Here is a 26,974-nt window from a genome sequence, read left to right on the forward strand (position 1 = left end):
TCTTGCAGTATGATGGATGTGGGTGAAGACGTGGTGGGCAGAAACCTTTCCGGGTTGGCTCTGGGCGTTTTCCTTGTGTTATTTCTTGGAACCTCGCTGGCTGCAACCGTCCTTGACTATGCCCTCTGCCGGGGCCTGGACAAAGACGGCCTTCCCCTGGATCGGACCGATAAGTTCAGCACCGAGGATAAAGCGGTCATCTTCTGGGTTTTCCTTGAAGGGGTGAAAAAGGGGGACGAATTCCGCTTTGAGTTTCTTCCTCCCGAAGGTCTTCCGGTGGAGAGTTCCCTTGTTCTCGAGAGCGATGAAGCATACGTGGGGGTTCAGGGAGAGCTCCCTCTGGGCTCCCGGGCCGTTCCTTCGGGGAGGTGGGTTGCCTGCTTTTACGCTGCGCAGGACAAACTCATTGAGACCTCCTTTACCCTCGTGGAAAGCAATATCGTGGAGAGTGCCTCAAGAGAGGAGGCCATCAAACGAACTGTGTCACTTCTTCAGGAGTTCGGGTACACTGTGCTCGATGTGGGGTTTTCGGAAGAGGACAACCAGGCCTATATCCGCATGGAGATGGCAAGCCGTGCTCTTGATCAGGCACTCTGGAATCAACTTGGGGTTGGCTTCGACGCCCTGAAGCGAGTTTTTCCTGAAGCAGCGTGGCTTGTGGTGCAGCTTGTCATGGAGAAGGAGTACGTTCTGAGTTTCCAGGTGAAGGCCTACGATTTCGATATCTGGCGTCGGGGGTATCTGAGTTCTGACGACTTCTGGAAGAAGCGGGTGCTCCGGTACGTTTATAATATACGGAGGCGCGAAGAGATACAGGATGTCAGGGGATTCTACAGTGAGAAGTTCGGTGTGGTCTTTTAGGGAGTGACCGGGAGTGCGGAGAATCTTCGAGAAGTTTACCCCCTCAGATTTCCGCTTCCTTTCCGAGGTCTTCTGTCGGGGAGGGGAAGAAAAGGCATTCCTCTCGCTTGTGGAAAAGGACCCTGAAACCCTTGACCAGATTCTGGAGAACGACCTCCTCTTCCAGCGAGTGGCTCAGGACGAACGCCTCTTCGTGCAGGTCAGTCCGTATCTCTACTTTGAGCTTTTACTCCGGCGGGCCATTCGGGATATTGAACGAGAGTCGTACACGCTTGAGCGCATCGGGTACCGGACGGTGGTTCCCGTATTCGATGGAAAGAAGGTCCTCGAAGTTCTTGCCCGGGACGCTCTGCGGGACTACCTGGTGGAGCTTCTTGTGTCCTTCATCCGGATCAACCATATCACGGTGTACATTCGCCGGGGTCGGGGCATCTACCTGAAAAAAACCCTTTCCGACTTTGACCTTGACCTCCTTGCCGAGCTCAGCGAGCGGGTGGACGAGCCGTACCGTTTCATCTTCCTCAAGCGGGCAGGAGACATCGCGCTCTTTGTGAGTGGCATCTTCCCTGAGCAGCTTTTTGGGGAGCTCCACGCCTCCTTTGCCAAGCGTGCCTGGCTGCGGGGCTTCCGGGGGAGGGGAGAGGAGCTTGAGGAAAAGGGTGCGGAACTCTACCGGCGGGCCAGTGAGAGCTCTACAGCTCGGGAGTACCAGCTGGATTCACTCCTCTCCTATATTGCGGAGAACTTCCGCTTCACGAAGAAACCCTTGAACGTCATGACCGACCGGTATCTGACTTTCCGCAAGTACGATATCTTCCAGGCCCTGCTCAACTGACGCTACAGGTTCCAGCGGCCACCAGACCTGCGGAAAAGAGCGAGGGTTTTCTCTTCTCCTTCCTCCTTTAGGAAGGCCATTTCCGGGAAGACCTCCAGGGCCCGAGGGAAAAGGCCGTGAAGGTAGGCGATGAGCACACCGTAGTTCGTGATGGGAACGCGGGCACGGGAGGCCTCGTGGATCCGAAAAAGCATTTCCCTGGGATTGATCATGCATCCCCCACAGTGGACGATGAGCTGGTACTCAGCAAGGGGCACTGAGACCACCGGGCCAGCGACGACATCAAAGTGAAGGTCTGCACCGGTGTACTGTCTGAGCCAGCGAGGGATTTTCACCCGCCCGATGTCGTCGGGAAGAGGGTGGTGGGTGCAGGCCTCGAGGATGAGTACCCGGTCGCCGGGCTTCAACCGTTCCACGGCCTTCACCCCTTCCACGAAGGTCTTGAGGTCCCCCTTGTGGCGGGCAAAGAGGATGGAGAAGCTCGTGAGGGGGATGGAGGGAGGAATGGCTCCGGCGACCTTGTGGAACACCTGAGAGTCAGTAACCACAAGGCGCGGTGGAGTTTTGAGGCGCTCCAGGGCTTCGGAGAGCTCCCGTTCCTTGACCACAAGGCTCACCGCATCTGCGTCGAGGATCTCCCGGATGGTCTGTACCTGGGGAAGGATGAGCCGTCCTTTGGGAGCTCCAAGGTCAATAGGCACCACAAGAACCACGAGATCCCCCGGACGCAGGAGGTCCCGGATAAGGGGCTTTTCCTGAACCCCCTGTCGCAGAACTTCAATGAGAGTAGTCTTGAGGTGGACAATACCTTCTCCCGTTCTGGCACTTGTGCGGAACACGGGGATACTGAAGTCCTCGGGAGGGTCAAGGGGTACTGGGGTTTCGTCGATTTTGTTCGCCACACCGAGGACAAGCACATTTCGTTCCCGGAGGAGCCTCAGAATTTCCCGCTCTAAAGTAAAGTCGGTTTTGCCGTCCCACACAAGAAGGGCCACATCGCAGCGGTTGAGGATTTCCAGGGACTTCTTTTTCCGGAGCTCCCCCAGGAATCCTTCGTCATCAAGCCCTGCGGTGTCGATGAGAACCACAGGACCAAAGGGGAGAAGTTCTATGGGCTTGAAGACCGGATCGGTGGTTGTGCCGGGGACATCCGAAACAATGGCCACCTCCTGACCCACCAGGGCATTGATGAGCGAGGACTTCCCCACATTCCGCCGTCCGAAAATCCCGATATGTGGTCTCAGGCTACGGGGTGTTCCCTGCATGGTCGCTCCTTTTGAGTTTTCCCATTCCCGGTATCCCGGGTTTCTGTAACTCCGTGGGGTCGAGGATTATTCCGAGTTCCTCTTCGGTGAAAAGCCCCTTCTCAAGAAGAAGCGTCCGGAAGTCCTTGCCGGTTTTCAAGCACTCAAGGACAAGGAGTGAGGTCTTTTCATGCCCGAGGTAGGGGACCACACAGGTGGCGAGAACAAAGCTTCGCTCGAGGAGTTCCCGGCAGCGGCTTTCGTCGGCCCTGATGAGAGGAATGTAGTTTTTCGCAAGCACTGTACAGGCAACCCGGAGTTCTTCAATCATGGTGAGGAGGAAGTACGCCACAAAGGGCAGGAGGTGGTTGAGCTCAAGCTGCCCACTTGAAGCGGCAAAGCTCAGGGCCACGTCTTTGCCCAGAACGTCAAGGGCAATGCCCTCAACGTACTCACAGAGAACCGGATTCACCTTCCCCGGCATGATGGAGGACCCCTCCTGGAGGGGTGGGAGGACGATTTCTCCAATGCCCGCCCGGGGACCCATGGCAAGAAGCCGCAGGTCGTTCGTGATTTTCCGGAGGTTCACGGCAAGGGTCCGCAGAAGCCCTGAAACCTCAGAGAAGACGTCGAGGTTCTGGGTGTTCTCGAAGGTATTCATGGCCCGGGCCACAGGAAGCCCCGTAATCTCGTTGAGGTAGACGATGGCACGGGCGATGTAGCGAGGGTGAGCGTTGAGTCCGGTCCCCACGGCGGTTCCTCCCAGGTTCACCTCTTTGAGTCTCTCCTTCACCTTCCACAGGCGCCAGCGGTCCCTCCCAATGGCCTCTGCCCAGGCACCGAATTCCATCCCCAGAGTCACGGGAACGGCGTCCTGGAGCTCGGTGCGACCGACCTTGAGGATTCCCGCAAACTCCCTTTCTTTCTGCTGGAGGGCATCCTGAAGGGCCACGATGGCCTTTTCCAGCTCCTCCATCTCCCACAGAGCGGCAACCCGCAAAGCCGTGGGGAAGACGTCGTTGGTGGACTGACTGAGGTTTACGGTATCGAAGGGGTTCACGATGTCGTAGCGTCCCTTGTCGTATCCGAGAATCTCCAGGGCACGGTTGGCGATGACCTCGTTCACGTTCATGTTCAGGGAGGTTCCCGCCCCACCCTGGAAAATGGGAACGATGATTTCCCCATCCCACCGCCCTGCCATGCCCTCTTCACAGGCCTTGAGGATGGCCGAGGCAACGGGTTCCTCTAAAAGTCCAATCTCGAGATTGGCCCTGGTGCAGGCCCACTTCACGGCAAAAAATGCCCGGATGAGCGGCCGGGGCACAGGAAGCAAAAGCGGGAAGTTCTCCCTTGCCCGCAGGGCATGAATCCCAAAGTACCGGTCTTCCGGGATTTCCTTTTCCCCCAGGAAATCCTGCTCTCTCCGCATGTTCCATCAGTGCCGGAAGTGCCGCACTCCAGTGAAGACCATGGGGATGCCCAGGCGATTGCAGGCGGCAATGGACTCCTCATCCCGGATGGAGCCTCCGGGCTGGATGATGGCACGAATACCGTGCTTTCCAGCTTCCTCCACAACGTCAGAAAAGGGGAAGAAGGCATCGGAAGCCAAGACAGCCCCCTGCTCTCTCCCCTGGGCTTTGGCAATGGCTATGCGGAGGGCGTCGATCCGGCTCATTTGCCCTGCACCAATCCCTACGGTCTTTCGGTCTTTCGCCAGAACTATGGCGTTGGACTTGACGTATTTGGCCACGGTGAAGGCAAAGAGCAGGTCTTCAAGGTCGTTTTCCTTCGGTTTCACCTCGGTGACCACCCGGAGGTTCTCCCGGCTGACTGTTCCGACGTCGTTTTCCTGGAGGAGGAACCCCCCATCGATTTTCTTGAGGTCCCAGAGAGCTGGAGGGAGAAGAGGTGCGGCGAGGATACGGAGGTTCTTCCGTCGACGCAAGAGTTCCAGGGCTTCCTCCTCATAAGCAGGAGCGATGAAGACCTCAAGGAAGAGGTTGCCAAAGACCTCAACACTTGATCTTGTGACTGTCCGGTTCATGGCCACAATCCCGCCAAAGGCCGAGACGGGGTCCGACTCAAGGGCAAAGCGGGCTGCCTCGGCAAGATCCTCGTGCACGGCAACGCCGCAGGGATTATTGTGCTTCACAATGACGACAGCAGGTTCCTGGAATTCCCGGACGAGGCTGTAGGCTGCTTGGACATCGTAGATGTTGTTGAACGAGAGCTCTTTCCCTTCGGCAAGAACCTCAAGGTGCCTCCAGAATCCCTCCGGGTCAAGAGAGAGATCCTCGTAGAGCGCTCCTTTCTGGTGAGGGTTTTCACCGTACCGGAGGGGTGAGGCCTTCCTGAGGTGGATGGCAAGATACAAAGGAAGGGTATCTTCGTTTTGGGCGCTCACTGTGCTGAGATAGGTGGCGATGGTGCTATCGTACTGCGAGGTTCGCATAAAAGCCTCAATGGCCCACTGGAGGGATTTCTCTTCGGGGAAATATCCGTTGTGCTTTTCGAGTTCTTCAAGGAGCTCCGGGTACTGGGAAGGGGAGGAGACACAGACGACGTGCTTCCAGTTTTTCGCCGCTGCTCGAAGGAGTGTCACCCCGCCGATGTCGATTTCCTCGACAAGAACATCGAGGTTTTGCTCTCCCTCCTTCACCTTCTTTTCGAAGGGGTAGAGGTTACAAACGACCAGGTCAATGGGGTCGATACCATGGCGTTTCAGGTCTTCCATGTCCTCAGGGAGATCCCGCCGTGCAAGAATTCCCCCCTCAATCCGGGGGTGGAGCGTCTTCACCCTTCCTCCGAGGATCTCCGGAAAGCCCGTGACCTCCGAAACCTCAAGGACCTCAAGATGGAGTTCTCTCAAGAATCTCGCTGTTCCCCCCGTGGCGAAAAGGCGCACCCCCAGGGCACTGAGGCGCTGTGCGAGTTCCCCAAGGCCTGCTTTGTCGGAAACACTGAGAAGCGCTGTGGTCACCTGAATCATGAACAACACCCTCCTGTGTCCTTTTCTCCATTGTACCGGAGAGGAGGAGCGTTGAAAAGAATGGCTATGGTACAATACCAGAGCACCTTGTAGTAGAATGGGAGGAGAGGGAGTGGGGCCTGTGGAGAGAGCGAAAGTCCTTGTCATTGGCAGCCTCAATATGGACATGGTACTCAGGATCGAACGCATGCCAGAGGTGGGAGAAAACCTTTTCGTTCGAGAGTTCTCCATGTTTCCAGGAGGCAAAGGGAACAACCAGGCCATTGCCTGTGCCCGCCTGGGAGCACTGGTGAGCATGATTGGCAAGGTGGGCGACGATGATTTCGGTGCCCGCCTCCTCCTGAACCTCGAGCAGGAGAACGTGGATTATGCCTTTGTGACCAAGCAACCGCTCACCCACACGGGGCTGGCCTTTATCTTTATCGACGAGCGGGGGGAGAACCGGATTCTCGTTGCCCCAGGGGCGAACATGAAACTCTCGGTGCAGGATGTGGAGAACGCTCTGGAGCTCTTCAAATCCTGTGATTTCCTGCTTTTGCAGCTTGAGGTCCCTCACGAGGTGGTTCGGCGGGCTATTGAGGTTGCCCACCGGTTCGGCATGATCGTGGTCCTGAACCCCGCCCCGGCTCAGGAATTCCCCATCGAAATCTTGACGGCCAGTGATATAATGACTCCAAACAAGTACGAAGCAGAAGTTCTGAGCGGTGTCACCATCACGACCCTCGAGGATGCGGTGCGGGCACTCCGGGTTCTTCGCCGGCGTACCCGGGCTCGCACGGTGATCACCCTGGGGGACCAGGGGGCCATCGCCAGCGTGGACGATACGACATGCGTGTACCTCCCTCCCCGGAAAGTCCAGGTTGAGGACACCACCGCTGCAGGCGATGCCTTCAATGCCGGGCTTTTGGTGGGTATTGCTCAAAGGAAGGACTGGGTGAGTGCCCTGAAGCTTGCCAACACCGCCGGAGCCATTGCCTGCACGAGGGTTGGCGCGCAGAGTGCTCTGCCCTCCATGCGGGACCTTGAGCGGTTCCTTGAAGAACACGGTGAAGGAGAGGTTGAGTTCCTAAGTGTCTGAGGTGTCCATGGGTGACACAGTAACCATTCTCCTGCGCCTTTTCGCGGCCTTTGTGGCGGGCGGGGTTATCGGCTGGCAGAGGGAACGGGCAGAGAAACCTGCGGGTCTCAGAACCCATATCCTCGTGTGCCTTGGTTCTGCTCTGATGACTCTGGTTTCTGTCTTCTTTTTTGGGAGAATTGGTTCTGATCCTGCCCGCATCACGGCCCAGATTGTGAGCGGCATCGGGTTTCTGGGAGCAGGCACCATCTTTCGGTACGGTTCGACTATTACCGGACTCACCACGGCGGCGAGCCTCTGGGCCACCTGTGGGGTGGGTATCGCCATGGGAGTGGGGATGTTCACCCTGGGGTTTGCTGGGGTGGGGTTCATCCTTCTTGTCCTGTGGCTTCTTGAGTACTTCGAAGGGCATTTCCTCAAAACCAAGGGAGGTCTCTCTATTGAACTCATTCTCCGTGACGAACCTGGAGCCTTGGGAAAGGTGGGGACGATCCTTGGTGAACTCGGGGTGAATATCGCCGCCGCCAGGGTTCAGAGAGAGCGTGAGGGGAGGGTGCTCTGTCTGCTCTTCACCCATGCCCCCAGAGGCGCCGATGTTGTGGAGATTGCCTCGGCTCTGCGTGGGCTTTCTGTGGTGGAAAACCTTGAGATTCGGTGAGGAAGGGATGGGTGTATGGAGATAAAGGCGCCTCGAGGAACACGGGATATCCTCGGCGAAGAGGTGGCGCTCTGGCAACACCTTGAGGAAGTTGTGCGCCGGAATGCCCACCTTTTCGGATATGAAGAAATCCGAACCCCTGTTTTCGAGCACACGGAACTCTTCACCCGCGGGGTGGGAGAGGAAACCGACATCGTGCAGAAGGAGATGTACACCTTCACCGATAAAGGGGGAAGGAGCATCACCCTTCGGCCGGAAGGAACGGCTCCCGCAGTGCGGGCGTACCTTGAGCACGGGTTCTTCGTCCGGAACCCCCGCGTCCGGTGGTATTACCTTGGTCCTATGTTCCGGTATGAGCGTCCCCAGGCGGGGCGCATGCGCCAGTTCCACCAGTTCGGTTTTGAGGCTTTAGGGTTCCAGGACCCGGCCTGTGATGCCGAAATCGTCCTTCTTGCCTGGACGATTTACCGGGAACTTGGTCTTTCTGGCCTTTCCCTTGAGCTCAACAGTATTGGCTGTCCCCTCTGCAAGCCCCACTACGTGCAGCGGCTTCGGGAGCACCTGGAGAACCACAAAGACCTGCTCTGCGAGGACTGCAAGAGGCGCCTTGTGGAGAATCCGCTCCGGGTGCTCGATTGCAAGAAAGAGGCGTGCCAGGCGGTGTTCCGTGAGGCGTCTTTTCCGAACATTCAGGATTTCCTCTGTGCCGAGTGCCGCAGGCATGAGGAACGGCTCTTTCTCCTTTTGCAGCACCTTGGTATCCCCTTTGTGGTCAACCCCCGTCTGGTCCGGGGCCTTGATTACTACACCCGCACGGTATTTGAAGTCAAGGTTCACACCTTAGGAGCCCAGGATGCCATTGGTGGCGGCGGAAGGTACGATGGCCTGGCACGAGCCCTTGGGGGTCCTGAGGTTCCGGGGGTCGGGTTTGCAGCGGGCATGGAACGCATTGTCCTTCTCCTTGAACGGAGTGGCTTTACCAGGAAGGACGCCTTTCGGGTGTACCTTGCACCTTTGGATGAAGAGGGGGAGAAGGACCTCCTTATACTGAGCCAGGCTCTTCATGAGGTGGGTATCCCCTTCTCCCTTGACTTTGCCAGCAAGAACCTCAGGTACCACCTGAAACGGGCGCAGAAAATGGGCGTGCGTTTTGTGGTCATTGCTGGGGAAGAGGAGCGGAAAAACAGTGGCTTTTCCCTCAAGGACCTTGTTTCGGGGGAACAGATACTCCTTTCTCAGGAAGAACTTCTCGGGCGACTGCGAAAGGAGCGGGAGACATGCTGAGGACCCATACCTGTGGCGAGCTTCGCAAAACCGATGTGGGTAAGGAGGTTACCCTGGCAGGCTGGGTGCACCGGGTTCGGGACCATGGGGGTATCATTTTCCTGGACCTCCGGGATCGCTTCGGTATCACCCAGGTCGTGGTGAGTTCGGAGAACGAAAAGGCCTATGAGGTTGCCGCATCCGTCCGCCCCGAGTACGTTGTGCAGGTGAGAGGTATTGTCAGAGAGCGGCCTGAGGGTCTGGCCAATCCCCGCCTGGCCACCGGGGACATCGAGGTCCATGCGCTGACATTCGTGGTACTCTCGCCTTCTGAGCTCCCACCCTTTGAGATTGAGGGGAGAAAGGAGATTGACGAAGCCCTCCGCCTCCGCTACAGATACCTGGACCTTCGGCGATCCAGAATGCAGGAAAACCTCATGCTGCGCCATAAAGCGGCACAGAGCATCCGCCGGTTCCTTACCGAGCGCGGTTTTGTCGAGGTCGAAACTCCTTTTCTTACGAAGAGTACGCCTGAAGGTGCCCGGGATTTCCTTGTGCCCAGTCGCCTGAATCCCGGCACCTTTTACGCCCTGCCCCAGTCGCCCCAGCTCTTCAAGCAGCTCCTCATGGTGGCTGGCTTTGACCGGTACTTCCAGATTGTCCGGTGTTTCCGTGACGAGGACCTCCGGGCCGACCGGCAACCCGAGTTCACCCAGGTGGACATCGAGATGTCCTTTGTGGACCGGGAGGACGTGTTGCAGCTTGTAGAGGAACTCATGCAGCACGTCTTTGCCGAGGTGCTTGAGGTGACCCTGGAGATTCCTTTCCCGCGCCTGACGTATGAGGAAGCTCTGAAAAAGTACGGCACGGACAAGCCGGACCTTCGCTTTTCCCTCACCATTGATGACCTCACGCCGCTTTTCCTTGAGGAGGGAGGAGGCGTTCTGTCCCAGAAGGAGGGCTGTGTTGTTTTCCGGGGGCTTTTCGTGCCCCAGGACCATTCCCTCTCCCGGAAAAAGCTTGACCTCTTTGCGGCGGAGGCAAGGGAAAGGCACCTTGCCCTCTCCTGGGTTCGAAAGGTCCAGGAGGATTTCTCTTCTCCTCTCAAAGGGAAGGTTCCCGAAACGCTCTTCCAGCGTCTTGTGGCGAGGTACCCCTTTGGTGAGGGTTCGGTGCTCCTTGTGTCCTGGGGGGAGGAAGAGGCTCTCCAGGAGTTTCTGGGGAATCTCCGGGTGCAACTTGGGAGAGAGATGCCCGAGAAAGAACGTTTCGCCTTTGTGTGGGTTGTGGACTTCCCCCTTCTTGAGTGGAGCGAGGAAGAAAAGCGCTGGGTTTCGGTTCACCATCCTTTCACGGCTCCCTTTGATGAGGACATTCCCCTCCTTGACGAGCATCCAGAGCGTGTTCGGGCTAAGGCTTATGACCTCGTCCTCAACGGGTACGAGATTGGTGGGGGCAGTATCCGGATTCACCGGAGAGACCTTCAGGAGAAAATCTTCTCCCGCCTCAACCTGACGGAACAGGAAGTCCGGGAGAAATTCGGTTTCTTCGTGGAGGCGCTGCAGTTTGGCTGTCCTCCCCATGGAGGAATTGCCTTAGGCTTTGACCGGCTGGTAATGCTCCTTTGCGGTGCAGATTCCATCCGGGAGGTCATCGCCTTTCCTAAAACGCAAAGGGGTGTGTGCCTGCTCACTGGTGCTCCGTCTCCGGTAGAGAAGGAGCAGCTCGATATCCTCGGCATTGCCCTCAAGGAGGAAAAGCGGTAGCCGGGGCGTTTGACCCCCGGTTGTCCGGGCTTTTTGAGCGTCATTGCAAAAGGCGAGGGCTTGTGCTATTATCTTGGCAGAAGTCGGTTTGTGACCCTGCTTTGCGCGTGATGTCAAATGAGGCTTTGACCCAACACCCTTGTCCAGGGAGCCTGGACTCCGGAAGAGCCGTGGTTCTTCCGGGAGGGCACCCACCTTTTGGAGGACGAGGATCAAAGCGGTTGACACACGGCAAAAGCGGGGTCACACTGTGAGGAAGGAGTGTGTTGGGTGTGGAAAACGAGAAGGCGATGGAGCTGCTCCACGAAAACCTCGAACAGATCCGCATGGTGCGACCCGGAGACCTCATCAAGGGAAAGGTCATCAAAAAGGGTGATGAGGGTTACTTCGTAAACATCAACTATAAAGCCGAGGGCATTCTCCCTCTCCGGGAACGGGCTCAGGGGAGAGAAGGTGAGGTGGAGCACGATCTCGAAGAGGGAGAGGAAATCTGGGTCATGGTGACCCGCATCGACGAGCAGGGGTATGTGTGGCTGTCCCGGGAACAGGCCCGTTACCAGGGAGCCTGGATTGACATAGAGGAGAGCAGAGACCAGGGGAAGGTCCTCACGGCAAAGGTCAAGCGAAAGGTCAAGGGTGGACTCATTGTGGATGTTGGGGTGAACGCTTTCCTTCCTGCTTCCTGTGTTGACGTCGTTCCCCGGAATCTCGATGAGTTCATCGACCAGTCGATTCCGGTGAAGGTCATCGAGGCCGACCGCAAGACCCGCAACGTCATCGTTTCCCGCCGGGCGGTGATTGAGGAGGAGCTCGCCCGCCGCCGCCAGGAGACCATTGCCTCGCTTGAAGTCGGTCAGGTTCGAAAGGGTGTGGTGAAGAACATCACCAGTTTCGGTGTCTTTGTGGACCTCGGGGGCGTTGACGGGCTTCTACATATTTCCGAGGTCTCCTGGGGCAAAGTCGGCAAACTCGAGGACCTCTTCAAAAAGGGCGACGAAATCGAGGTTAAGGTCATTGCCTGGGATCCGGAGAAAGAGGAAATCAGCCTCAGCCTGAAACGCCTCACGCCTGATCCGTGGGAACGCTTCGTCCAGGAAGTGAAGGTTGGCGATATCGTCAAGGGAAAGGTCGTCTCCCTGAAGGAGTTCGGGGTGTTTGTGGAGATTGAAGAAGGCGTGGAGGGGCTCATCCACATTTCGGACCTCTCCTGGGGGTATGTGAAACATCCCCGGGAAGTGGTGAAGGTTGGCGATATTGTGGAGGCCAAGATTCTCGAAATTGACCCTGAGCGGCGTCGCATTTCCCTTGGCCTCAAGCAGATTTTCCCTGACCCCTGGGAGAACATCGAGGAGAAGTACCCTGTGGGGAGCACCGTCCGCGTCCGGGTGAACAAAGTGAGCACCAGGGGAGCGCTGGTTGAGGTGGAGGAGGGCGTTGAAGGTCGTATTCCTCTTGAGGAGCTCTCCTGGAAGCGGGTCACCCGGGTGAACGACGTGGTGCGGCGGAACCAGCTTGTAGAAGCTAAGGTTCTCGCCATTGACCGGGAGAACCGGCAGCTCACCCTGAGCTTGCGGGCACTCCGTCCCAATCCCTGGGAGGAGGTACAGGCGAAGTGGCAGGTTGGGGATATCGTTGAGGGGAAAATCCAGCGCCTCATGAACTTCGGTGCTTTCGTGGAGCTTGCCCCTGAGATTGAAGCCCTGCTCCCCCTTTCTGAAATTGCCTGGGAACCGGTCAAGCACCCCAGTCAGGTCTTCAAAAAGGGACAGACGGTTTCGCTGAAGATTCTTGAGTTCAAACCGGAAGAGCAGCGCATTGTGGTGAGCCGCAAGGCACTCCTCCCGGATCCCTGGGAAATCATCAAAACCCGGTATCCTCTGGGGAGTATCCACGAGGGGAAGGTTGTCCGGCTGGTGGATTTTGGTGCCTTCGTGGAGCTTGAGGAGGGCTGGGACGGTCTCGTTCACATCTCGGAAATCGCCGAAGAGCGCATCAGTTCTCCCCAGGAGGTCCTCAAAGAGGGTGATATCGTCAAGGTCAAGGTCATCAAGCTCGACGATGCCGAGCGAAAGATTGGCCTGAGCATCAAGCAGGCGCTGCGGGAGGAAGAGGAGAAAGTCCGCAAAGAACAGGCTCAAGAAGGACGAGTCACCCTCGGGGACGTCATCGGGGAGAAACTGGCGACCATTCTGAACAACCTGAAAAAATGAACGTCCCGTTGGAAAAACCGGCTCTGTCTGTCCTTGCCCGCGCCATCGTTGAGGAAATCCGGGAAGTGGCTTCTTGCTTTCGACAAACCGTTGTGGCCTTCTCGGGAGGGATGGACAGCACCGTTACGCTTTTTTTGGCCTGTGAGGCTCTGGGGCGGAGAAACGTCGTTTCCTGCACCGTTGACTGGGGGCCGTATCTTCCCCGAAAAGCCCGCGAGAACATTTGCTTTCTCGTGGAGTACTTCGGAGTGGAGCACGTTGTGCTCCCCGGCCAGAGTGTGCTTGAAGAGGTGGCAAGGGGTGGTCCCTCCTGTAACCTCTGCACAAAAAAAGCAAAACTCGCCCGCATTCGGGAGTATTTCGGGGAGGGTTCGCTCATTCTTGGTGGGGCCAACAAAAGCGACAGCTGGGGCAACCGGGGGGTGAAGTTCCTCAGGGATACGTTTTCGCCGCTTTTTGACCTGGGGAAGGAAGAAATTGCCGCTTTAGCGGCGTTCCTCGATATCCCCATCCGCCGGGTTGGAGAACACGCCGTTCGGGAAGGGTGTTTCCTCAAGCACCTCTTGAAACCCCTGGCCTCTCCCTCCTTCCACGGTCAGGCGGTGGTGGAGGCCAATGAACTCCTCCTTGGGATGCTCGATGAGGCAGGGTATGCAAGAGACCTCGCCAACGTCGCCGTCGTGGGCCCCTTGCGGGAGAACATCGCCCTGGTAAATGTGTCTCCTCTGCCTGGAGAGCCTCTGAGGACCAGGATTCTTGAGGGCCTTTCGGCTCTTCCTTCTCTTTCCCGGGTGGTCCTTGTGGATGGGCCCCTGCGGCTTGTGGTCCGGGTCAATCCCGGCATTTACCACAATGAGCTCTCTCAGTTCTGGCTTGCGCGGGGGAGGATACAGCCGGAATTCGCCTTCCCTGTGCAGTGTGTTTTCCTCCCTTCCACCAACCGGCGGTTGCGAACCTTTCACGTTGTGGACGTCATAAAGGAGCGATGACCGTGTACTCAAGCAGGGACATCCGGAATCTCTTCCTTGCCTTCTTCAGGAACCGGGGTCATGAGGTTCTGCCCAGCGCTTCACTTGTCCCTCAAGACCCGACGCTCCTTCTCACCATTGCCGGCATGGTGCCTTTTAAGCCCATCTTCCTCGGGCAGGTGAAGCCGAGTTTCCGGCGGGTCTGCACGGTCCAGAAGTGCGTCCGGGTGAGCGACCTTGAGAAGGTCGGCTATACCCCAAGGCACCATACCTTCTTCGAGATGCTCGGCAACTTCTCCTTCGGAGACTACTTCAAAAAGGAGGCCTGTCAGTGGGCCTGGGAGTTCCTCACGGAAGAACTCCACCTTCCGGTGGAGCGTCTTTCGGTTTCGGTGCACGAAAAGGACGAGGAGGCCTTTCGCATCTGGAGGGATGTTGTTGGGCTTCCGGAGGAGAAAATCGTTTATCTCGGAGATGAGGACAACTTCTGGGCTTCAGGACCGGTGGGGCCCTGCGGGTACTGCTCGGAGATTTACTACGACACCGGGAAAGAGCGGGGTTGCGGGAGGGAGGATTGCCGCCCAGGGTGCGACTGCGACCGGTTCCTCGAGGTCTGGAATCTCGTCTTCATGGAGTTCGACCGCCAGTCCGATGGGACTTTGCGGGAACTCCCAAGCAAGAACATCGATACCGGCATGGGTCTTGAGCGCGTGAGCGCCGTGGTGCAAAATGTGGAATCCAACTTTGAGACAGACCTTTTCCTCCCTCTTATCCGGTCGCTTGAGGGATTGAGTGGGATTCCTTACGAGAAGGAAAAACCTGCCTTCCGCCTCATTGCCGACCACTCCCGTGCGGTGGCTTTCCTCATTGCCGATGGAGTGTACCCGGCCAATGAGGGGCGGGGATACGTTCTGCGGCGGCTCATCCGTCGAGCCCACCGTTTCGGGAAAAAGCTTGGCCTTGCGAAACCTTTCCTGCATGAGCTCGCCTTCCGGGTTGTGGAGCTCATGGGCGATGTGTATCCGGAGCTTCGAAGGAATGAAACGACCATTGCCCAGGTCGTCTTCCAGGAGGAGAAGCGTTTTGAGGATACCCTTGCCCTTGGGTTTGCCCGCCTTGAAGAGCTCCTTGAAGAGGCCAGGGCAAAAAACGCAAGAACGATCCCGGGCCGGGAAATCTTCAAGCTCTACGATACCTATGGCCTGCCCCTTGACTTTACCCAGGAGGTGCTGAGGGAAGAGGGGTTTTCCTTCTCTCAGGAGGAGTTCGAGGAAGAGATGGAGCACCAGAGAGCCCGTGCCCGGAAAGCCCAGGAAGAAAAACTCTCTGGCCTTAAAGGGCAAAAAAAGGAAGAAGAGCTCTTTTCTGGCTTTCGCTCGACCTTCGTGGGGTATGATCATCTTTCTGCAGAGAGCGTGCTCCTTGCTCTCTCTGATGGCAATGAGCTCATCCCTGAGGCTTCCCAGGGTGCGGAGGTGCTCTTTGTGCTCGATGTCACGCCTTTCTATGCAGAGAAGGGCGGGCAGGAATGGGATACCGGGTGGTTTGTGACACCTTCAGGAAAAGTGGAGGTCCTCCAGGTCAGTGGTCCCTCGGCAGCCCTTTCCGTGCACCGGGGAATCGTCCGGGAGGGGAGGGTCAAGGTAGGTGAGCGGGGGAAGGCGCTCGTCAACGGGAAACGTCGCCGGGGTCTTGAAACCCACCACACGGTCACACACCTTCTCCACCGGGCCCTGCGGGAGGTTCTTGGGGAGCAGGTGAAGCAGGCGGGGTCCTTTGTGGGGGAGGAGAGCCTTCGCTTCGACTTCACCCATTTTGCTCCTCTGAGTGACGAGGAGCTTGAAGCAGTGGAGAGAAGGGTCAACGAGAAAATCGCCGAGGACCTCCCGGTGTACGTGAGCTTCAGTTCCCTTGAGGAAGCCCAGAAACGCGGTGTAGTGGCCCTCTTTGGGGAGAAGTACGAGTTTCCGGTGCGGATTGTCCGGGTAGGGGACTACACCGCAGAGCTCTGTGGAGGGACACACCTCAGGCGAACGAGCGAAGCCCTGGTATTTGTGATTCTCTCAGAGTCAAGCATTGGCGCCGGTATCCGGCGCATTGAGGCTGTCGCAGGGTGGAGGGCGCTTGAGATGCTCCGTACTTCCCGGAAGGTCTTGCAGGAGGTGCGGGAGCTTCTCAATGTCGAGGAAGCTCACCTTCTGAGGACGCTTGAGGAACTCCTTGAAGAGAACAGAAATCTCCGGAAACTCCTTGCCCGGGAAAGGAAGGAGCGTATCCTCCGGGAGCTTCGGGAAAAGCTTGAGGAAATGCCCCGGGGGTCACTGGTTTTCGCCTACCTTTTTGAGGATGGCCTGGACCTTGAGCTTTTGCGGGAAGTTGCCGATGTCCTGCGCGGTGCACTCTCCCGGGGTGCCATCGCCCTGGGGACGGCCGAGGGAGAGAAGGTGAAGGGCATCATCGCCGGAGTGGGGCTTGGGGGAGGAACGAATCTCGGAGCGTTTCTGCGGGAAGTCTCCCGGACCATTGGAGGAGGGGGAGGAGGGAAACCCCATTTCGCCCAGTTCGGGGGAATCCCGAAATCCCGCTGGGGAGAGTTTCTGAGGTATCTTGAAGAGTTCCTGAAAGCCCATGAAGCGGGTCATGGCCCTTGATGTGGGGGAAAAGCGCATTGGCATTGCCATGAACTGGGGGACAGGACTTGCCTTCCCCTATCGGATTCTCCCCCGAAAGGGGAAAGACGACGTTGCCCGTATCCTTGCCCTTGCCCGGGAATGCTGTATCGATACCATCGTTCTTGGCCTTCCCATTCGCACCAACGGCACAAAGGGAAAGGAGGCTGAAGCCTTAGAGGAGTTTGCCGCAGAACTCCGGCGGCACTTCCCTGGGGAAGTGGTTCTCGTCGATGAGCGTTTCTCCACAAAAGAAGCCGAACGCCACCTCCTCGACCTTGATACGAGCCGGGCAAAGAGGAAACGCCTCGTTGATAAGATTGCCGCCTGCCTCATCCTCGAGACGTACCTTGCGAGGGAGAGGGTATGAAGTCCTGGGTTGTCCTCTTTGTGGCTTTGGTACTCCTTGGGTGGGTGTTCGTGGATTTTACCTTTTTCTTCGACCACTCCCTTGGGGCACCGAAGGACGTTGTCATCCCGAAGGGTATGTCGCTTTCTGGTGTTGCCCGTCTTCTTGAAGAGGAGGGCATCACCTCGTCCTTTCGCTTCCTGGTCTTCGCCCTGCTTTCCCGAAAGACCACTCCCATCGCCGGGCAGTACCGCCTGTGGCCGGGTATGCCGGTGGCTTCGATTGTACGCCTCCTTTCCCAGGGTCCGCCACGGGTCCGGGTGACCTTTCCCGAGGGCTTCACCGCAGAGCAGATGGCCGAGGTCCTCGAGCGCCTCGGGGTGTGCGGGAAGGAGGAGTACCTTGCGTTCGTGGCACACCCTGAGCACTTTGCCCGACCCTGGCTTTCTGGGGTAAAGAGCCTTGAGGGTTTCCTCTTCCCCGACACCTACTTCCTCCAGGTTCCCACACCTCCTGAGGAAGTCATAGCGGTGCAGCTTGACCGCTTTGAGGAGCTCGTCCTCCCCCTCTTTTCCGGGAAGGAGGCTTCGTTCCTTGAGAGCATCGTCCTTGCCTCCATCGTGGAGAAGGAGACGCGTCTGCGGGAGGAAAAGCCCCTCGTGGCCTCGGTCTTCCTGAACCGTCTGCGGAAGAATATGCGCCTGCAGTCCTGCGCAACGGTGGTGTATGCCCTCAAAAAGGAGAAGGGCGTGAGCGTTACGTCGCTTCGGGAAAGGGACCTCATCTTCCCATCGCCCTTCAACACCTACCTCCATGAGGGGCTTCCGCCCCATGCCATCTGCAACCCTGGTCTTGATGCTATCCGGGCGGTCCTTGAGCCAGCGCAGACAGATTATCTCTACTTTGTCCTCCAGGAGGACGGAAAGCACGCCTTTGCCCGGACGTACGAGGAACACCTGAGGAACAAACGAGGTGCCCCGTGAGGAGTCTCTGGCAGTGGTTTTTCCCCAGGCTCTTCGTGAATGACCTCTGGGAAATTAACCTTGAGGAACTCAAGGGTCTGGGTATTCGCGGGCTCATCGTGGACCTTGACAACACTCTCGTGGCCTGGAATGCCTATGACCTTGAGGAACGCGTCCTCCAGTGGGTGGAAGAGGCGAAATCCCAGGGATTTGCCATCTGCATCGTATCCAACGCCCTCAAGGAGCGGGTGACCTATTTCTCGAAGCTCCTTGCCATTCCCGGAATTTCAAAAGCCCAGAAGCCCCGCCGGGGAGCTTTCCGGGCTGCACTACAGGAACTCGGTCTTTCCCAGAGCGAAGTCGCTGTCATTGGGGACCAGGTATTCACCGATGTCCTTGGGGGAAACCGCCTGGGACTCTATACTATTCTTGTTCGGCCGATTTCCCGGCGCGAGTTTGTTACGACGCGCCTTGGAAGAATCGTTGAGCGGTGGATTCTCCGGAGGTTCAATCCCCATGATTAGCGCCTCGACAAAGCTCCTTGCCCTCATCGGACATCCCGTGGCCCATTCCCTGTCCCCCGTGTTCCAGAATGCCGCGCTGCAGTATCTCCGCCTCCCTTTCGTGTACCTTGCCTTTGATATCCCGGAAGATCGGCTTGAAGAGGCCGTCCGGGCCTTCCGGGTTCTTGGGGTTTCTGGGTTCAATGTCACCGTTCCCCACAAGGAGACCATCTGTCCCCTCCTTGATGCCCTTGAGGGGGAGGCGAAGCTCCTCCGCTCGGTGAATACCGTGGTGGCGCGGCAAGGGAAATTCCTGGGCTACAACACCGACGTCTACGGTTTTGAGAAGAGCCTCGAAGAAGAAAAGGTTGAGGTTCGGGGGAGGACCTTTCTGCTTTTTGGGGCTGGGGGAACAGCCCGCTCCGTCCTTTTTGTCCTTGCTAAGAGAGGCGCCGGAAAAGTCCTCATCACGAACCGCACAAAGAGCCGGGCTGAAGCTTTGGCCCACTGGGGAAAAGAAGCCCTCGGACTTTCCTGTGAAGTCCTTGAGTGGATGGGGGACCAGGGTCTTTGCGGGGATGCGGTCCTGAGGTTACGGTCCGTGAGTGGTATAATAAATGCGACTGCTCTTGGGCTTTCCGGGGAGATGCTTCCAGTTCCCTGGGAGTTTCTTCTGTCTCTTGAGGTGGTCTGTGACGTGGTGTACCACAGGGAAGGGACGCCTCTTGTGCAGGAGGCGAGAAAGCGGGGCCTCAAAGGCTTTGACGGCAAGCGTATGCTCCTCCACCAGGGGGCCCGGAGTTTCTTCCTCTTCACGGGGGTTCCGGCTCCTTTTTCGATTATGGAAGAGGCACTTTCTGGGGGGTGAGTATGGAGGACCGCGCTTTTCGCCCCAGAAGGCTTGGGGAGATTCTCTTGGCAAAGTACACGATTACCCCAGAGCAGCTTGAGAGAGCCCTTGAGGAGCAGAGAAAAACCGGAGAGAAACTCGGGGAAGTCCTCCAGAAGATGGGCCTTGTGGAGAGCAAGGAAGTGTACGAGGCCCTGGCGGAGCAGCTGGGCATCCCCTACGTGGATCTTGACAGCTACGTCATTGACCCCCGGGTGGTGACCCTCCTTCCTGAGAAATTCTGCCGCCAGCACCAGGTTGTCCCTGTCGGAGAGGAGAAAAACACCCTGATTCTTGCCATGGCTAACCCCGTGGATGTTGTAGCCATTGACCGGGTGCGGCTCATGACGAAAAAAGAAGTGAAACCGGTGATGGCCTCTCCCCAGGACATCGAAAAGGTCCTCAACGCCTACTACGGCATGGGGGAGTCGGTGGAGGAACTCATCAGGGAGGCGGAGACCCGGGAGAGTCTGGTCCTTCCTGAGGAAGAGGAAGAGCTCAAGATTGACCAGCTCAAGGCCCTGGGGGAAGAGGCCCCCATCATCCGGGTGGTCAACATGCTCATTCTCCAGGCCATTCGCTCTGGGGCAAGCGACATCCACATCGAACCCCAGGAAGACCAGGTGCGTATCCGTTTCCGGATTGACGGGATTCTCCACGATATCACCTCCACCTCCATTCAGGTGCATCCGGCGCTTGTCTCTCGCATCAAGATTCTCTCCCGGATGAACATCGCCGAGCGCCGTCTCCCCCAGGACGGCCGCTTCCAGGTGACCGTCGACAACCGGACCGTGGATTTCCGGGTTTCGTCCCTTCCCACCATTTTCGGTGAGAAAATCGTCATGCGGATTCTCGATAAATCCACGCTTCTTCTTGACCTTGACCGTCTGGGGTTTGAGGAGGAGGACCTCGAGAAGTTCTACCGCCTCATCCAGCACCCCTACGGGATGATTCTCCTCACTGGCCCGACAGGAAGCGGCAAAACCACGACGCTCTATTCCGCCCTCAACTTCATTAATAAACCCGACCTCAACATCATCACCATCGAGGACCCGGTGGAGTACCGCCTGCCGGGCATCAACCAGGTCCAGGTCCGCCCCAAAATCGGCCTCACCTTCGCCAATACCCTCCGGGCCATCATGCGCCAGGACCCCGACGTCATCATGGTGGGGGAAATCCGGGACTACGAAACGGCGGAAATTGCCATTCACGCTGCTTTGACCGGACACCTCGTTTTCTCCACCCTCCACACGAACACCGCCGCAGGGGCCCTGGTGCGGCTCCAGGAGATGGGGATTCCCTCCTACCTCATTGCCTCGGCCCTCGTTGGGGTTGTGGCCCAGCGCCTGGTACGGAAAATCTGCGAACGCTGCAAGGTGGAGTTTGAGGTGCGGGGGCCCATTGCCCGGGAGCTCACAGAAGGGAGAGAGGACCACCTCGTCCTTTTCCGGGGGAAGGGGTGCCCGGAGTGCAACAGGACGGGGTACCGGGGACGAATCGCCGTGAGCGAGGTCCTCGTCATGGACGATGACCTCCGGGCGCTGGTGCTCCGGAATGCTACGGAGAGAGAAATCACCGAAAAGGCCTGTGAGAAGGGGATGAGGACGCTTCGGGAAAACGCCATCCGCAAGGTCCTCCGGGGCGTGACGACGCTTGAAGAGATGTACCGGGTCACGGCAAGGGTGTGAAGGAAAGAGGGGCTAAAGTTGTCGAACCTTTTGCCGATATTCCTGCATGAGGGGAGTGGCTATGGCCTGGGATATCCTTGAACTCCTTCGAGAAACGGTTGAGCGTGGTGCCTCGGACCTCCATCTCACCGTGGGGATTCCCCCAACCCTTCGCATTCACGGGTCCCTCATCCCCCTTGAGGGTCCGTCCTTAAAACCCCAGGATACTGAGTGCTTTGCCCGGACGCTTGCGGGAGAAAAGCGGTGGGCGGAGTTTTTGCAGAACCTCGAGCTCGATTTCTCGGTGGGCATTCCGGACCTTGGCCGCTTCCGGGTGAACGTCTACCGCCAGCGGGGGTCCTGTGGTCTTGCCATCCGGGCGCTGAGCTACCGCATCCCCACGATGGACGAGCTGCATCTCCCCAAGGACGCCTTGGAGCGCCTTGCTGCTCTTCCCCGGGGGCTTGTGCTTGTGACCGGACCCACAGGAAGCGGCAAATCCACGACCTTAGCCTCCATGATCGAGTACATCAACACCACCCGCTCCTGCCACATCGTGACTATTGAAGACCCCATCGAGTACCTCCACACCCACAAAAAGAGCATCATCAACCAGCGGGAAGTGGGGACCGACACCCCCTCCTTTGAGAGCGCCCTCATCCACGCTCTGCGGGAAGACCCCGATGTGATTCTCGTGGGGGAGATGCGCAGTCTCGAGACCATCGCCATTGCCCTCCAGGCGGCCGAAACAGGGCACCTCGTTCTTGCCACCCTCCACACCAACAACGCTCCCCAGACCGTCGACCGGATTGTCGACGTTTTCCCCCCGCACCAGCAGACCCAGGTCCGGGTACAGCTTGCCGGATGCATCCAGGGCATCGTCGCCCAGCAGCTCCTCCCCCGCGCTGACGGGAAGGGGAGGATTCCTGCGGTGGAGGTGATGATAGCGAACACCGCCATCCGCAACCTCATCCGGGAAGGCAAAAGCCACCAGCTGTATACCATCATGCAGGCTTCGTTTGGCGAAGGGATGGTCACCATGGACCGGGCCCTCTTTGAGCTCTACAGGAAGGGTTTTGTTACCTGGGAGGAGGCCTACTCCCGGGCCATTGACCAGAAGGAATTCGCGAACTGGAGGAATCGGTTCTGATGCCGGCCTATGTGTACAAAGCCCGTGACAGAAACGGCAGCGTCTTTTCAGGAAGAGTGGAGGCTCCGGGAATCCGGGAAGCGGTCCTGAGCCTCAGGGAGCGGGGGCTTTTCGTGACCTCCATTGAGGAGGAGAGGCTCTCTGCGCCAAGGAAAGAAGCCTCCCGTTCTCTTTTTGAAACGAAACGGGTGAAGCTCCAGGAGATGGCCGCCTTTGTGCGGGGGCTTTCGGTGATGCTTGAGGCCGGGGTTCCGCTCCTTTCGGCTCTGAGGAGCCTTTCCCAGCAGACGGAAAACCCGTACTTTTCCCGGGTCATTGCCGAGGTGGCAAGTCTTGTGGAACGGGGGTTTTCGCTCTCCCGGGCCCTTGCCGAATACCCCAGGGTCTTCAACCGGGTGATCCTCGGTATGGTCCAGTCCGGGGAAGCGGGAGGGAACCTCGACTGGACCCTGGGGCGGCTTGCGGACTACCTTGAGTGGGAGAAGGACCTGCGGGACAAAATCCAGTCGGCCCTGTACTACCCCATAATCCTTGTTGTGGCCATGATTGCCGCCTCCTTCTTCCTCGTGTACTTCGTCTTCCCTCAGTTTCTGCTCCTTTTTGAGGGCTTCAACATCGCCCTGCCCTTGCCCACGCAAATCATGCTCTCCCTCATCCGTTTTGTGAACGCCAACTGGTACCTTATTTACGGGGGGCTTCTCGGCGGGCTACTCCTCTTTGTCCTCTACGTGAACTCCCCGAAGGGCCGGAGGTTCTGGGACGAGCGGCGGCACCGCCTGCCCCTCTTCGGGCAGCTCTTCCGCAAGCTCATCCTCTCCCGTTTTGCCTGGGTATTCAACTCTCTTGTCCGGAGTGGCATGCCCGTCGTCCAGGCCCTGGAGGTTACGGGAAGTGCCGTGGGGGATACGTACCTTCAGGAGATTCTCGGAAAAGTCGCCGAGAGCATCCGCCGGGGGAAAAACCTCACCCAGAGCCTTTCTGAGCACCCGTTCTTCCCACCCTTTGTGCTCCAGATGGTGAGCGTAGGCGAGGAGTCGGGGAACCTGGAGCTCACCCTCTCCAAGGTCACTGAACTCTACGACAAGGAAATCGCCATCTTCGTGGGGAGGCTTTCCGCAACCATCGAGCCCATCCTCACCCTCCTGATTGGTGCTGGGGTTTTCTTCGTGGCTTTAGCGTTTTTCCTACCCATTTTCGAGATGGCCTCCCAGGGGATGGCCGCTGCGGGAGGGGGGATGTAGAGGGAAAAAGAAGACGGATTTTTAGCATTATAATTTATCTTGAAAGAATGAATTCCTGAGGAGGTGAACGTGATGTACGCAAGAAAGCGGAGAAAAGAGGAAGGATTCACGCTGGTTGAGCTCATCGTGGTCGTGGCGATTTTAGGGTTCCTCCTCTCTATCGCCATTCCGAGGTACCTCACCGCCCGAACCACGGCGGCCCAGGCAGCCACCAAGGCCAACCTCCACCAGCTGGCAAGCGTCATGGAGCTTTATATGACGGAGCATCCGGAGGTGGGAGATACGTATCCTCCTGGGAGTAGCAATGAAGGGGATGATGTTATTGACTGGCTTTCGGCCTACATCCCCAAGGCGCCAACTTCACCAGGAGGTGCGAACTATCGGTATTACGCTATTGATACGGATGATGATCCTAGCAACGGTTATGAATCCTATGTCATCTGGGATCCCAAGGCTTACGGTGGTAAGTACTTTGCCGCTGGTCCCGGAGGGGCGATTGGGGATGGTGATAGCGAATTGGAAGCAATCAACAAGGCTACAGGTTTGGGCCTTCAGGATTTGCCGGCTGGCGTTTCTCTCAACTGGTAATCTCCTTCCCCGGCGCCTCGGGCGCCGGGGCTGTTTTTATCCTGGGTTTTCCACGAGAGCATGACCCGTGTTTACTGCGCCCTTTTGTCATTCCTGGGGTTTCCTTGCCGCTTGTCTTTGGGCTTGGGAAGGAAGCGCTTCTCTTGAAGCCCAGAGTTTTTGCTATCCCAGAAGCTCGCCTCCGCAGGCCTCATTGGGGATCTTTGGCGCAAGGTGGAACGTCACCCCGTGAGTTTCAGGATTCAGTATCTGCAGGCTTTTGGGAATTTCCCTGAAGCAGGGCGTTGGCTATCCAGGTCGGTATCGGGAGGAAAGCCCCTGGAAGGTGCACGGCCATCCGTGGTATATTCAGGGAGAAATCTCCGAAGACGAGGAGGATTCCATGGCATTTCTCTTTCTCCCTTTCCTTATCATCCTCTCCATCATCGCCTTCATTGACCTCCGGAGCTTCCGCATTCCCGACCCTCTGGTTGTTGTGCTTTTTGGGCTTGGGGCGCTAAAGATGGTCCTTGAGGGGAGTTACGCGTCCTCCCTCTCCGGGTTCCTTGCCCTTTTCGGGTTTTTCTTTCTCCTCCACCTCTTCTTCCCTAAAGGCATGGGCTTTGGGGACGTGAAGCTTGCTGGGAGCATTGGGCTTTTCCTGGGGCTCTGGCTTGGTGTTCTTTCCGCCTTTCTGGCCTTTATTTCCGGTGGCCTTGTGGGGGTGGTGCTTGTAGTTTTGCGCAAAAAAACCCTCAAAGACCCCCTGCCCTTTGGCCCCTTTTTAGCCCTGGGGGCTCTGCTCGGCCTCTTTTTCGGTGAACGGATACTCTCCTGGTACTTCGGGATGTTCTTCCCGTGACCTCCTCCTGCCCTTTCAAAAGAAGAATGTGGATAGAGGGGTTATCCCCAGCCCCGGTATCCGCACAGGCGCCTCCCTCTCCGGGAACCTGAACCCGGGATGAGCCCTTTCCTCGAAATGACCGGTGGAGCCTTCAAAAGGAGCGGTTTTCCCGGCGTCTCTTGCGGGGTTCCTTGAGTCTTCCAGAAACCCCGAAGTACTTTCCCCTGGGGATTCTCTCCTGCCACTGCAAGACCTTCCGCCACAGAGCCTCCCTGCCGCAAGACCTGGTCGTCTCTGGTATTCACGCCTCTTAAAGGAGGCTACAGGACCCCCGGAGTAACTCAGGTGGTGCGGTTGCCCTGTTCCTTTCGCCTTTCCGGCAATTCTTTTTCTCTGTCTTTTGTGGGAAACACTTCTTCCCTGAGAGGAACCGGTTTTTTTCATCGCGATGGGCCGGTCTCTGTCCCGTGAGAGGCCGGTTTTTGTCGCTGTGGAGAGTTCTTTTCCCTGTCTTTGTAAGCCTTTTCTTAAGACCCTGAACCTTTTCCACCACCAGGGTCCTTCGGTCCTTGGGGTTTCTTTTACTGTTCCCCTGAATCCTTTCTCCGTCACCGCAAGCTCCATCTGCCGTCACCACGAGCCCCTTTTCTGTCACTCGAGAATCCCTTCGTTTGCCACTGCGGGGATTTCTTTTCCGTCACCGCGGGTCTTTTCTCTGCCAATGCGAGCCTTTTTCCTGTCACTGCAAACTCCTTTTGCTATCACTGCGAACCCTTTTCTTGTCGCTGCAAGCCCTTTTCTTGTCACTGCGAGCGCAGCGAAGCAGTCTCGTATTCCCACAGGGTAGGAAAGGAGACTGCTTCGGAGGCGATACTACGACCTCGCAGTGACAAAGGAGAGGTCACTGCGAAGAGCGTAGCCGGAAGCAGTCCCTCTTTTTGTCACTGCGAGCGAAGCGAAGCAGTCTCACGAGATTGCTTCGCAGGCAAAAAACGAGGCTTACGATGACCCCTGAGAGGTGAGACTGCTTTGGAGACGAAACGGCAACCTTGTAGAGGCAAAGAACGGAGTGGCGAGCCGGTATTTTGGGCGCAAAATAAGGTCCCCAGAGGGCAAAATTGCCCTGGCAAAAACACCAGGGCCTTACCGTGGCGGAGAACCCTGTGGTGGGGCATCGTTTCGAATTCGCTGAAAGGCCTGTTGCACGCCGGGGGTGACGGCTCCGGCGCATTCAGGATGACACCCCGGTGTGCTTTTGATAGAATGAGCCAAACACATCGTGAGGAGGGGAGAATATGGTGTCCCGAAAGGGCGGCACGGTTCTACTGCTTTTTCTGCTCCTCGTGGCTACAACCGGTGGAGCCAGCGCAAAAGCACCGGTCTCTCAGGTCGATGTGGGGTACGTCAAGGGGCTTGGGTTTACCTCAGAAGGCAAGCTTGCGGTGGGTGTGGTGCTCGGTGTGCGCTTTTTTGAGGTTCCCACCCTCAGGGAGGTGCGTTTCGTTCGGGCGCAAACCGGTTTCGTGAACTGCATGGCCCTTTCTCCCGATGGAGCGCTTCTTGCCCTGGGGTCGGAGAGGTGCGTGGAGCTCTGGAACGTGGCAACGGGGGAGCTCCTTCGGGTGCTCAGGGGACACACAAACTGGGTGCGGTTCCTGGCCTTTGCCCCTGGTGGAGCATTTCTGGCCTCGGGTTCTGATGATACCACGGTGCGGCTCTGGGAAGTGGAAACGGGGAAGCTCGTGAGAACCCTTGAAGGTCACCACAACTGGGTGATGGCTCTGGCCTTTACCACCGATGGGAAGTTTCTCCTCTCCGGCAGCCTCGATACAACGGCAGTGCTCTGGGACTGGACGCAAGGGAACCCGGTGGTTGTCTTCTCTAACGATGCCGGAGTAACGGCGGTAGCCTTTGCACCGGATGGAGAGCATTTTGCGGCAGGACTTGATGACGGGTCGCTGTGGCTCTGGGAAACTGGAGTTGCCGGTTCCTGCAGGGTTCTTGAAAGTCACCGTGAATGGGTGACGTCAATAGCCTTTTCTCCTGATGGAGCAGCCCTTGCCTCAGGCTCACGGGATGGCCAGGTGCAGCTGCAGGCACTTCGAGGGGAAGGAGTGGTGAGTCTCTCCGACCATTCCGGTACGGTCACGGCGGTGTGCTTCTCCCCCGGCGGGGAATTCCTGGCCACCGGTGCCGAGGATGGCACGGTGCTTCTGTACAGTATTCCCGATGGGGTATGGCTGAGGCCTTAGAGGATCCCT

At 57.7% G+C, this 26,974-nt stretch carries 23 protein-coding genes and 1 other RNA gene; 20 read left to right on the forward strand and 4 right to left on the reverse strand.

The annotated features are described in order from the left end of the window. The first annotated feature begins 9 nt into the window (after positions 1-9). Together ACPT9Q_RS09255 and ACPT9Q_RS09260 are read left to right on the forward strand one after the other, a co-directional pair. The gene (locus tag ACPT9Q_RS09255) at positions 10-861 is read left to right on the forward strand and encodes a hypothetical protein (RefSeq protein WP_017872486.1); all 852 of its coding nucleotides are present in this window, start codon (positions 10-12) and stop codon (positions 859-861) included. A gap of 13 nt (positions 862-874) precedes the next feature. Continuing rightward, complete coding sequence (locus ACPT9Q_RS09260; RefSeq protein ID WP_017872487.1) at positions 875-1,696, forward strand: hypothetical protein; 822 nt, start codon at positions 875-877, stop codon at positions 1,694-1,696. A gap of 2 nt (positions 1,697-1,698) precedes the next feature. Here ACPT9Q_RS09260 and hydF read toward each other — a convergent pair whose 3' ends face one another. Genes hydF through purH form a run of 3 tightly spaced genes read right to left on the reverse strand, consistent with a single transcriptional unit; the run spans position 1,699 to position 5,929 of the window. Continuing rightward, positions 1,699-2,961 carry a [FeFe] hydrogenase H-cluster maturation GTPase HydF gene (gene hydF, locus ACPT9Q_RS09265; RefSeq protein ID WP_427365649.1) on the reverse strand — a complete coding sequence of 421 codons (1,263 nt, stop codon included), beginning with the start codon at positions 2,959-2,961 and terminating at the stop codon, positions 1,699-1,701. Then, positions 2,942-4,369 carry an aspartate ammonia-lyase gene (locus ACPT9Q_RS09270; RefSeq protein WP_017872489.1) on the reverse strand — a complete coding sequence of 476 codons (1,428 nt, stop codon included), beginning with the start codon at positions 4,367-4,369 and terminating at the stop codon, positions 2,942-2,944. The genes hydF and ACPT9Q_RS09270 overlap by 20 nt, the downstream gene beginning before the upstream one ends. A gap of 6 nt (positions 4,370-4,375) precedes the next feature. Then, positions 4,376-5,929: a bifunctional phosphoribosylaminoimidazolecarboxamide formyltransferase/IMP cyclohydrolase gene (gene purH, locus ACPT9Q_RS09275; protein WP_017872490.1), complete on the reverse strand. Its 1,554-nt coding sequence runs from the start codon at positions 5,927-5,929 to the stop codon at positions 4,376-4,378. Between the two features lie 112 nt (positions 5,930-6,041). On the opposite strand from purH, the gene rbsK reads away from it, so the two are divergent. The 17 genes from rbsK (at position 6,042) to ACPT9Q_RS09360 (ending at position 24,731) form a co-directional block, all read left to right on the forward strand. After that, positions 6,042-7,007, forward strand: coding sequence for a ribokinase (gene rbsK / locus ACPT9Q_RS09280; RefSeq protein WP_017872491.1), 966 nt, complete (start codon positions 6,042-6,044; stop codon positions 7,005-7,007). A gap of 7 nt (positions 7,008-7,014) precedes the next feature. After that, entirely contained in the window at positions 7,015-7,665 is a 651-nt protein-coding gene (locus tag ACPT9Q_RS09285; protein WP_038304417.1) for an MgtC/SapB family protein, read from the forward strand. A gap of 15 nt (positions 7,666-7,680) precedes the next feature. Next, a complete protein-coding gene (gene hisS / locus ACPT9Q_RS09290) occupies positions 7,681-8,949 on the forward strand; it encodes a histidine--tRNA ligase (protein ID WP_017872493.1) in 1,269 nt (422 codons plus the stop codon). Continuing rightward, positions 8,943-10,694, forward strand: coding sequence for an aspartate--tRNA ligase (aspS, locus tag ACPT9Q_RS09295; protein WP_017872494.1), 1,752 nt, complete (start codon positions 8,943-8,945; stop codon positions 10,692-10,694). Before hisS ends, aspS begins: the two co-directional genes overlap by 7 nt. Positions 10,695-10,784: 90 nt before the next feature. Next, positions 10,785-10,942, forward strand: a non-coding RNA gene (gene ssrS, locus ACPT9Q_RS09300) — 6S RNA. 15 nt (positions 10,943-10,957) lie between these two features. Beyond that, positions 10,958-12,904, forward strand: coding sequence for a S1 RNA-binding domain-containing protein (locus ACPT9Q_RS09305; RefSeq protein WP_427365650.1), 1,947 nt, complete (start codon positions 10,958-10,960; stop codon positions 12,902-12,904). Further along, entirely contained in the window at positions 12,901-13,893 is a 993-nt protein-coding gene (locus ACPT9Q_RS09310; RefSeq protein ID WP_017872496.1) for a hypothetical protein, read from the forward strand. Before ACPT9Q_RS09305 ends, ACPT9Q_RS09310 begins: the two co-directional genes overlap by 4 nt. Beyond that, entirely contained in the window at positions 13,890-16,523 is a 2,634-nt protein-coding gene (gene alaS / locus ACPT9Q_RS09315; protein WP_427365651.1) for an alanine--tRNA ligase, read from the forward strand. Before ACPT9Q_RS09310 ends, alaS begins: the two co-directional genes overlap by 4 nt. After that, positions 16,501-16,911: a Holliday junction resolvase RuvX gene (ruvX, locus tag ACPT9Q_RS09320; RefSeq protein WP_026137211.1), complete on the forward strand. Its 411-nt coding sequence runs from the start codon at positions 16,501-16,503 to the stop codon at positions 16,909-16,911. The genes alaS and ruvX overlap by 23 nt, the downstream gene beginning before the upstream one ends. After that, positions 16,908-17,873 carry an endolytic transglycosylase MltG gene (gene mltG, locus ACPT9Q_RS09325; RefSeq protein ID WP_427365652.1) on the forward strand — a complete coding sequence of 322 codons (966 nt, stop codon included), beginning with the start codon at positions 16,908-16,910 and terminating at the stop codon, positions 17,871-17,873. The genes ruvX and mltG overlap by 4 nt, the downstream gene beginning before the upstream one ends. Then, complete coding sequence (locus tag ACPT9Q_RS09330) at positions 17,870-18,376, forward strand: YqeG family HAD IIIA-type phosphatase (RefSeq protein WP_017872500.1); 507 nt, start codon at positions 17,870-17,872, stop codon at positions 18,374-18,376. The genes mltG and ACPT9Q_RS09330 overlap by 4 nt, the downstream gene beginning before the upstream one ends. Then, entirely contained in the window at positions 18,369-19,223 is an 855-nt protein-coding gene (gene aroE, locus ACPT9Q_RS09335; protein ID WP_427365653.1) for a shikimate dehydrogenase, read from the forward strand. The genes ACPT9Q_RS09330 and aroE overlap by 8 nt, the downstream gene beginning before the upstream one ends. Before the next feature lie 2 nt (positions 19,224-19,225). Then, positions 19,226-20,932, forward strand: coding sequence for a type IV-A pilus assembly ATPase PilB (pilB, locus tag ACPT9Q_RS09340; RefSeq protein ID WP_017872502.1), 1,707 nt, complete (start codon positions 19,226-19,228; stop codon positions 20,930-20,932). Between the two features lie 61 nt (positions 20,933-20,993). After that, positions 20,994-22,061, forward strand: a complete 1,068-nt coding sequence (locus ACPT9Q_RS09345) for a type IV pilus twitching motility protein PilT (RefSeq protein WP_427365654.1) — start codon at positions 20,994-20,996, stop codon at positions 22,059-22,061. Further along, complete coding sequence (locus ACPT9Q_RS09350) at positions 22,061-23,302, forward strand: type II secretion system F family protein (RefSeq protein WP_427365655.1); 1,242 nt, start codon at positions 22,061-22,063, stop codon at positions 23,300-23,302. The genes ACPT9Q_RS09345 and ACPT9Q_RS09350 overlap by 1 nt, the downstream gene beginning before the upstream one ends. Positions 23,303-23,374: 72 nt before the next feature. Continuing rightward, the gene (locus ACPT9Q_RS09355; RefSeq protein ID WP_427365656.1) at positions 23,375-23,890 is read left to right on the forward strand and encodes a type II secretion system protein; all 516 of its coding nucleotides are present in this window, start codon (positions 23,375-23,377) and stop codon (positions 23,888-23,890) included. A 382-nt stretch (positions 23,891-24,272) separates the two neighbouring features. Beyond that, complete coding sequence (locus ACPT9Q_RS09360) at positions 24,273-24,731, forward strand: prepilin peptidase (protein WP_427365657.1); 459 nt, start codon at positions 24,273-24,275, stop codon at positions 24,729-24,731. 41 nt (positions 24,732-24,772) lie between these two features. Here the strand turns inward: ACPT9Q_RS09360 and ACPT9Q_RS09365 are convergent, their stop codons facing one another. Continuing rightward, the gene (locus tag ACPT9Q_RS09365; RefSeq protein ID WP_427365658.1) at positions 24,773-24,976 is read right to left on the reverse strand and encodes a hypothetical protein; all 204 of its coding nucleotides are present in this window, start codon (positions 24,974-24,976) and stop codon (positions 24,773-24,775) included. A 1,032-nt stretch (positions 24,977-26,008) separates the two neighbouring features. Here ACPT9Q_RS09365 and ACPT9Q_RS09370 point away from each other — a divergent pair. Next, on the forward strand, positions 26,009-26,965 hold the full coding sequence (locus tag ACPT9Q_RS09370) for a WD40 repeat domain-containing protein (RefSeq protein WP_427365659.1): 957 nt from the start codon (positions 26,009-26,011) through the stop codon (positions 26,963-26,965). Positions 26,966-26,974 lie beyond the last annotated feature (9 nt).

Source organism: Candidatus Caldatribacterium saccharofermentans, assembly GCF_050267035.1.
In the GTDB taxonomy this organism is placed as follows: domain Bacteria; phylum Atribacterota; class Atribacteria; order Atribacterales; family Caldatribacteriaceae; genus Caldatribacterium; species Caldatribacterium saccharofermentans.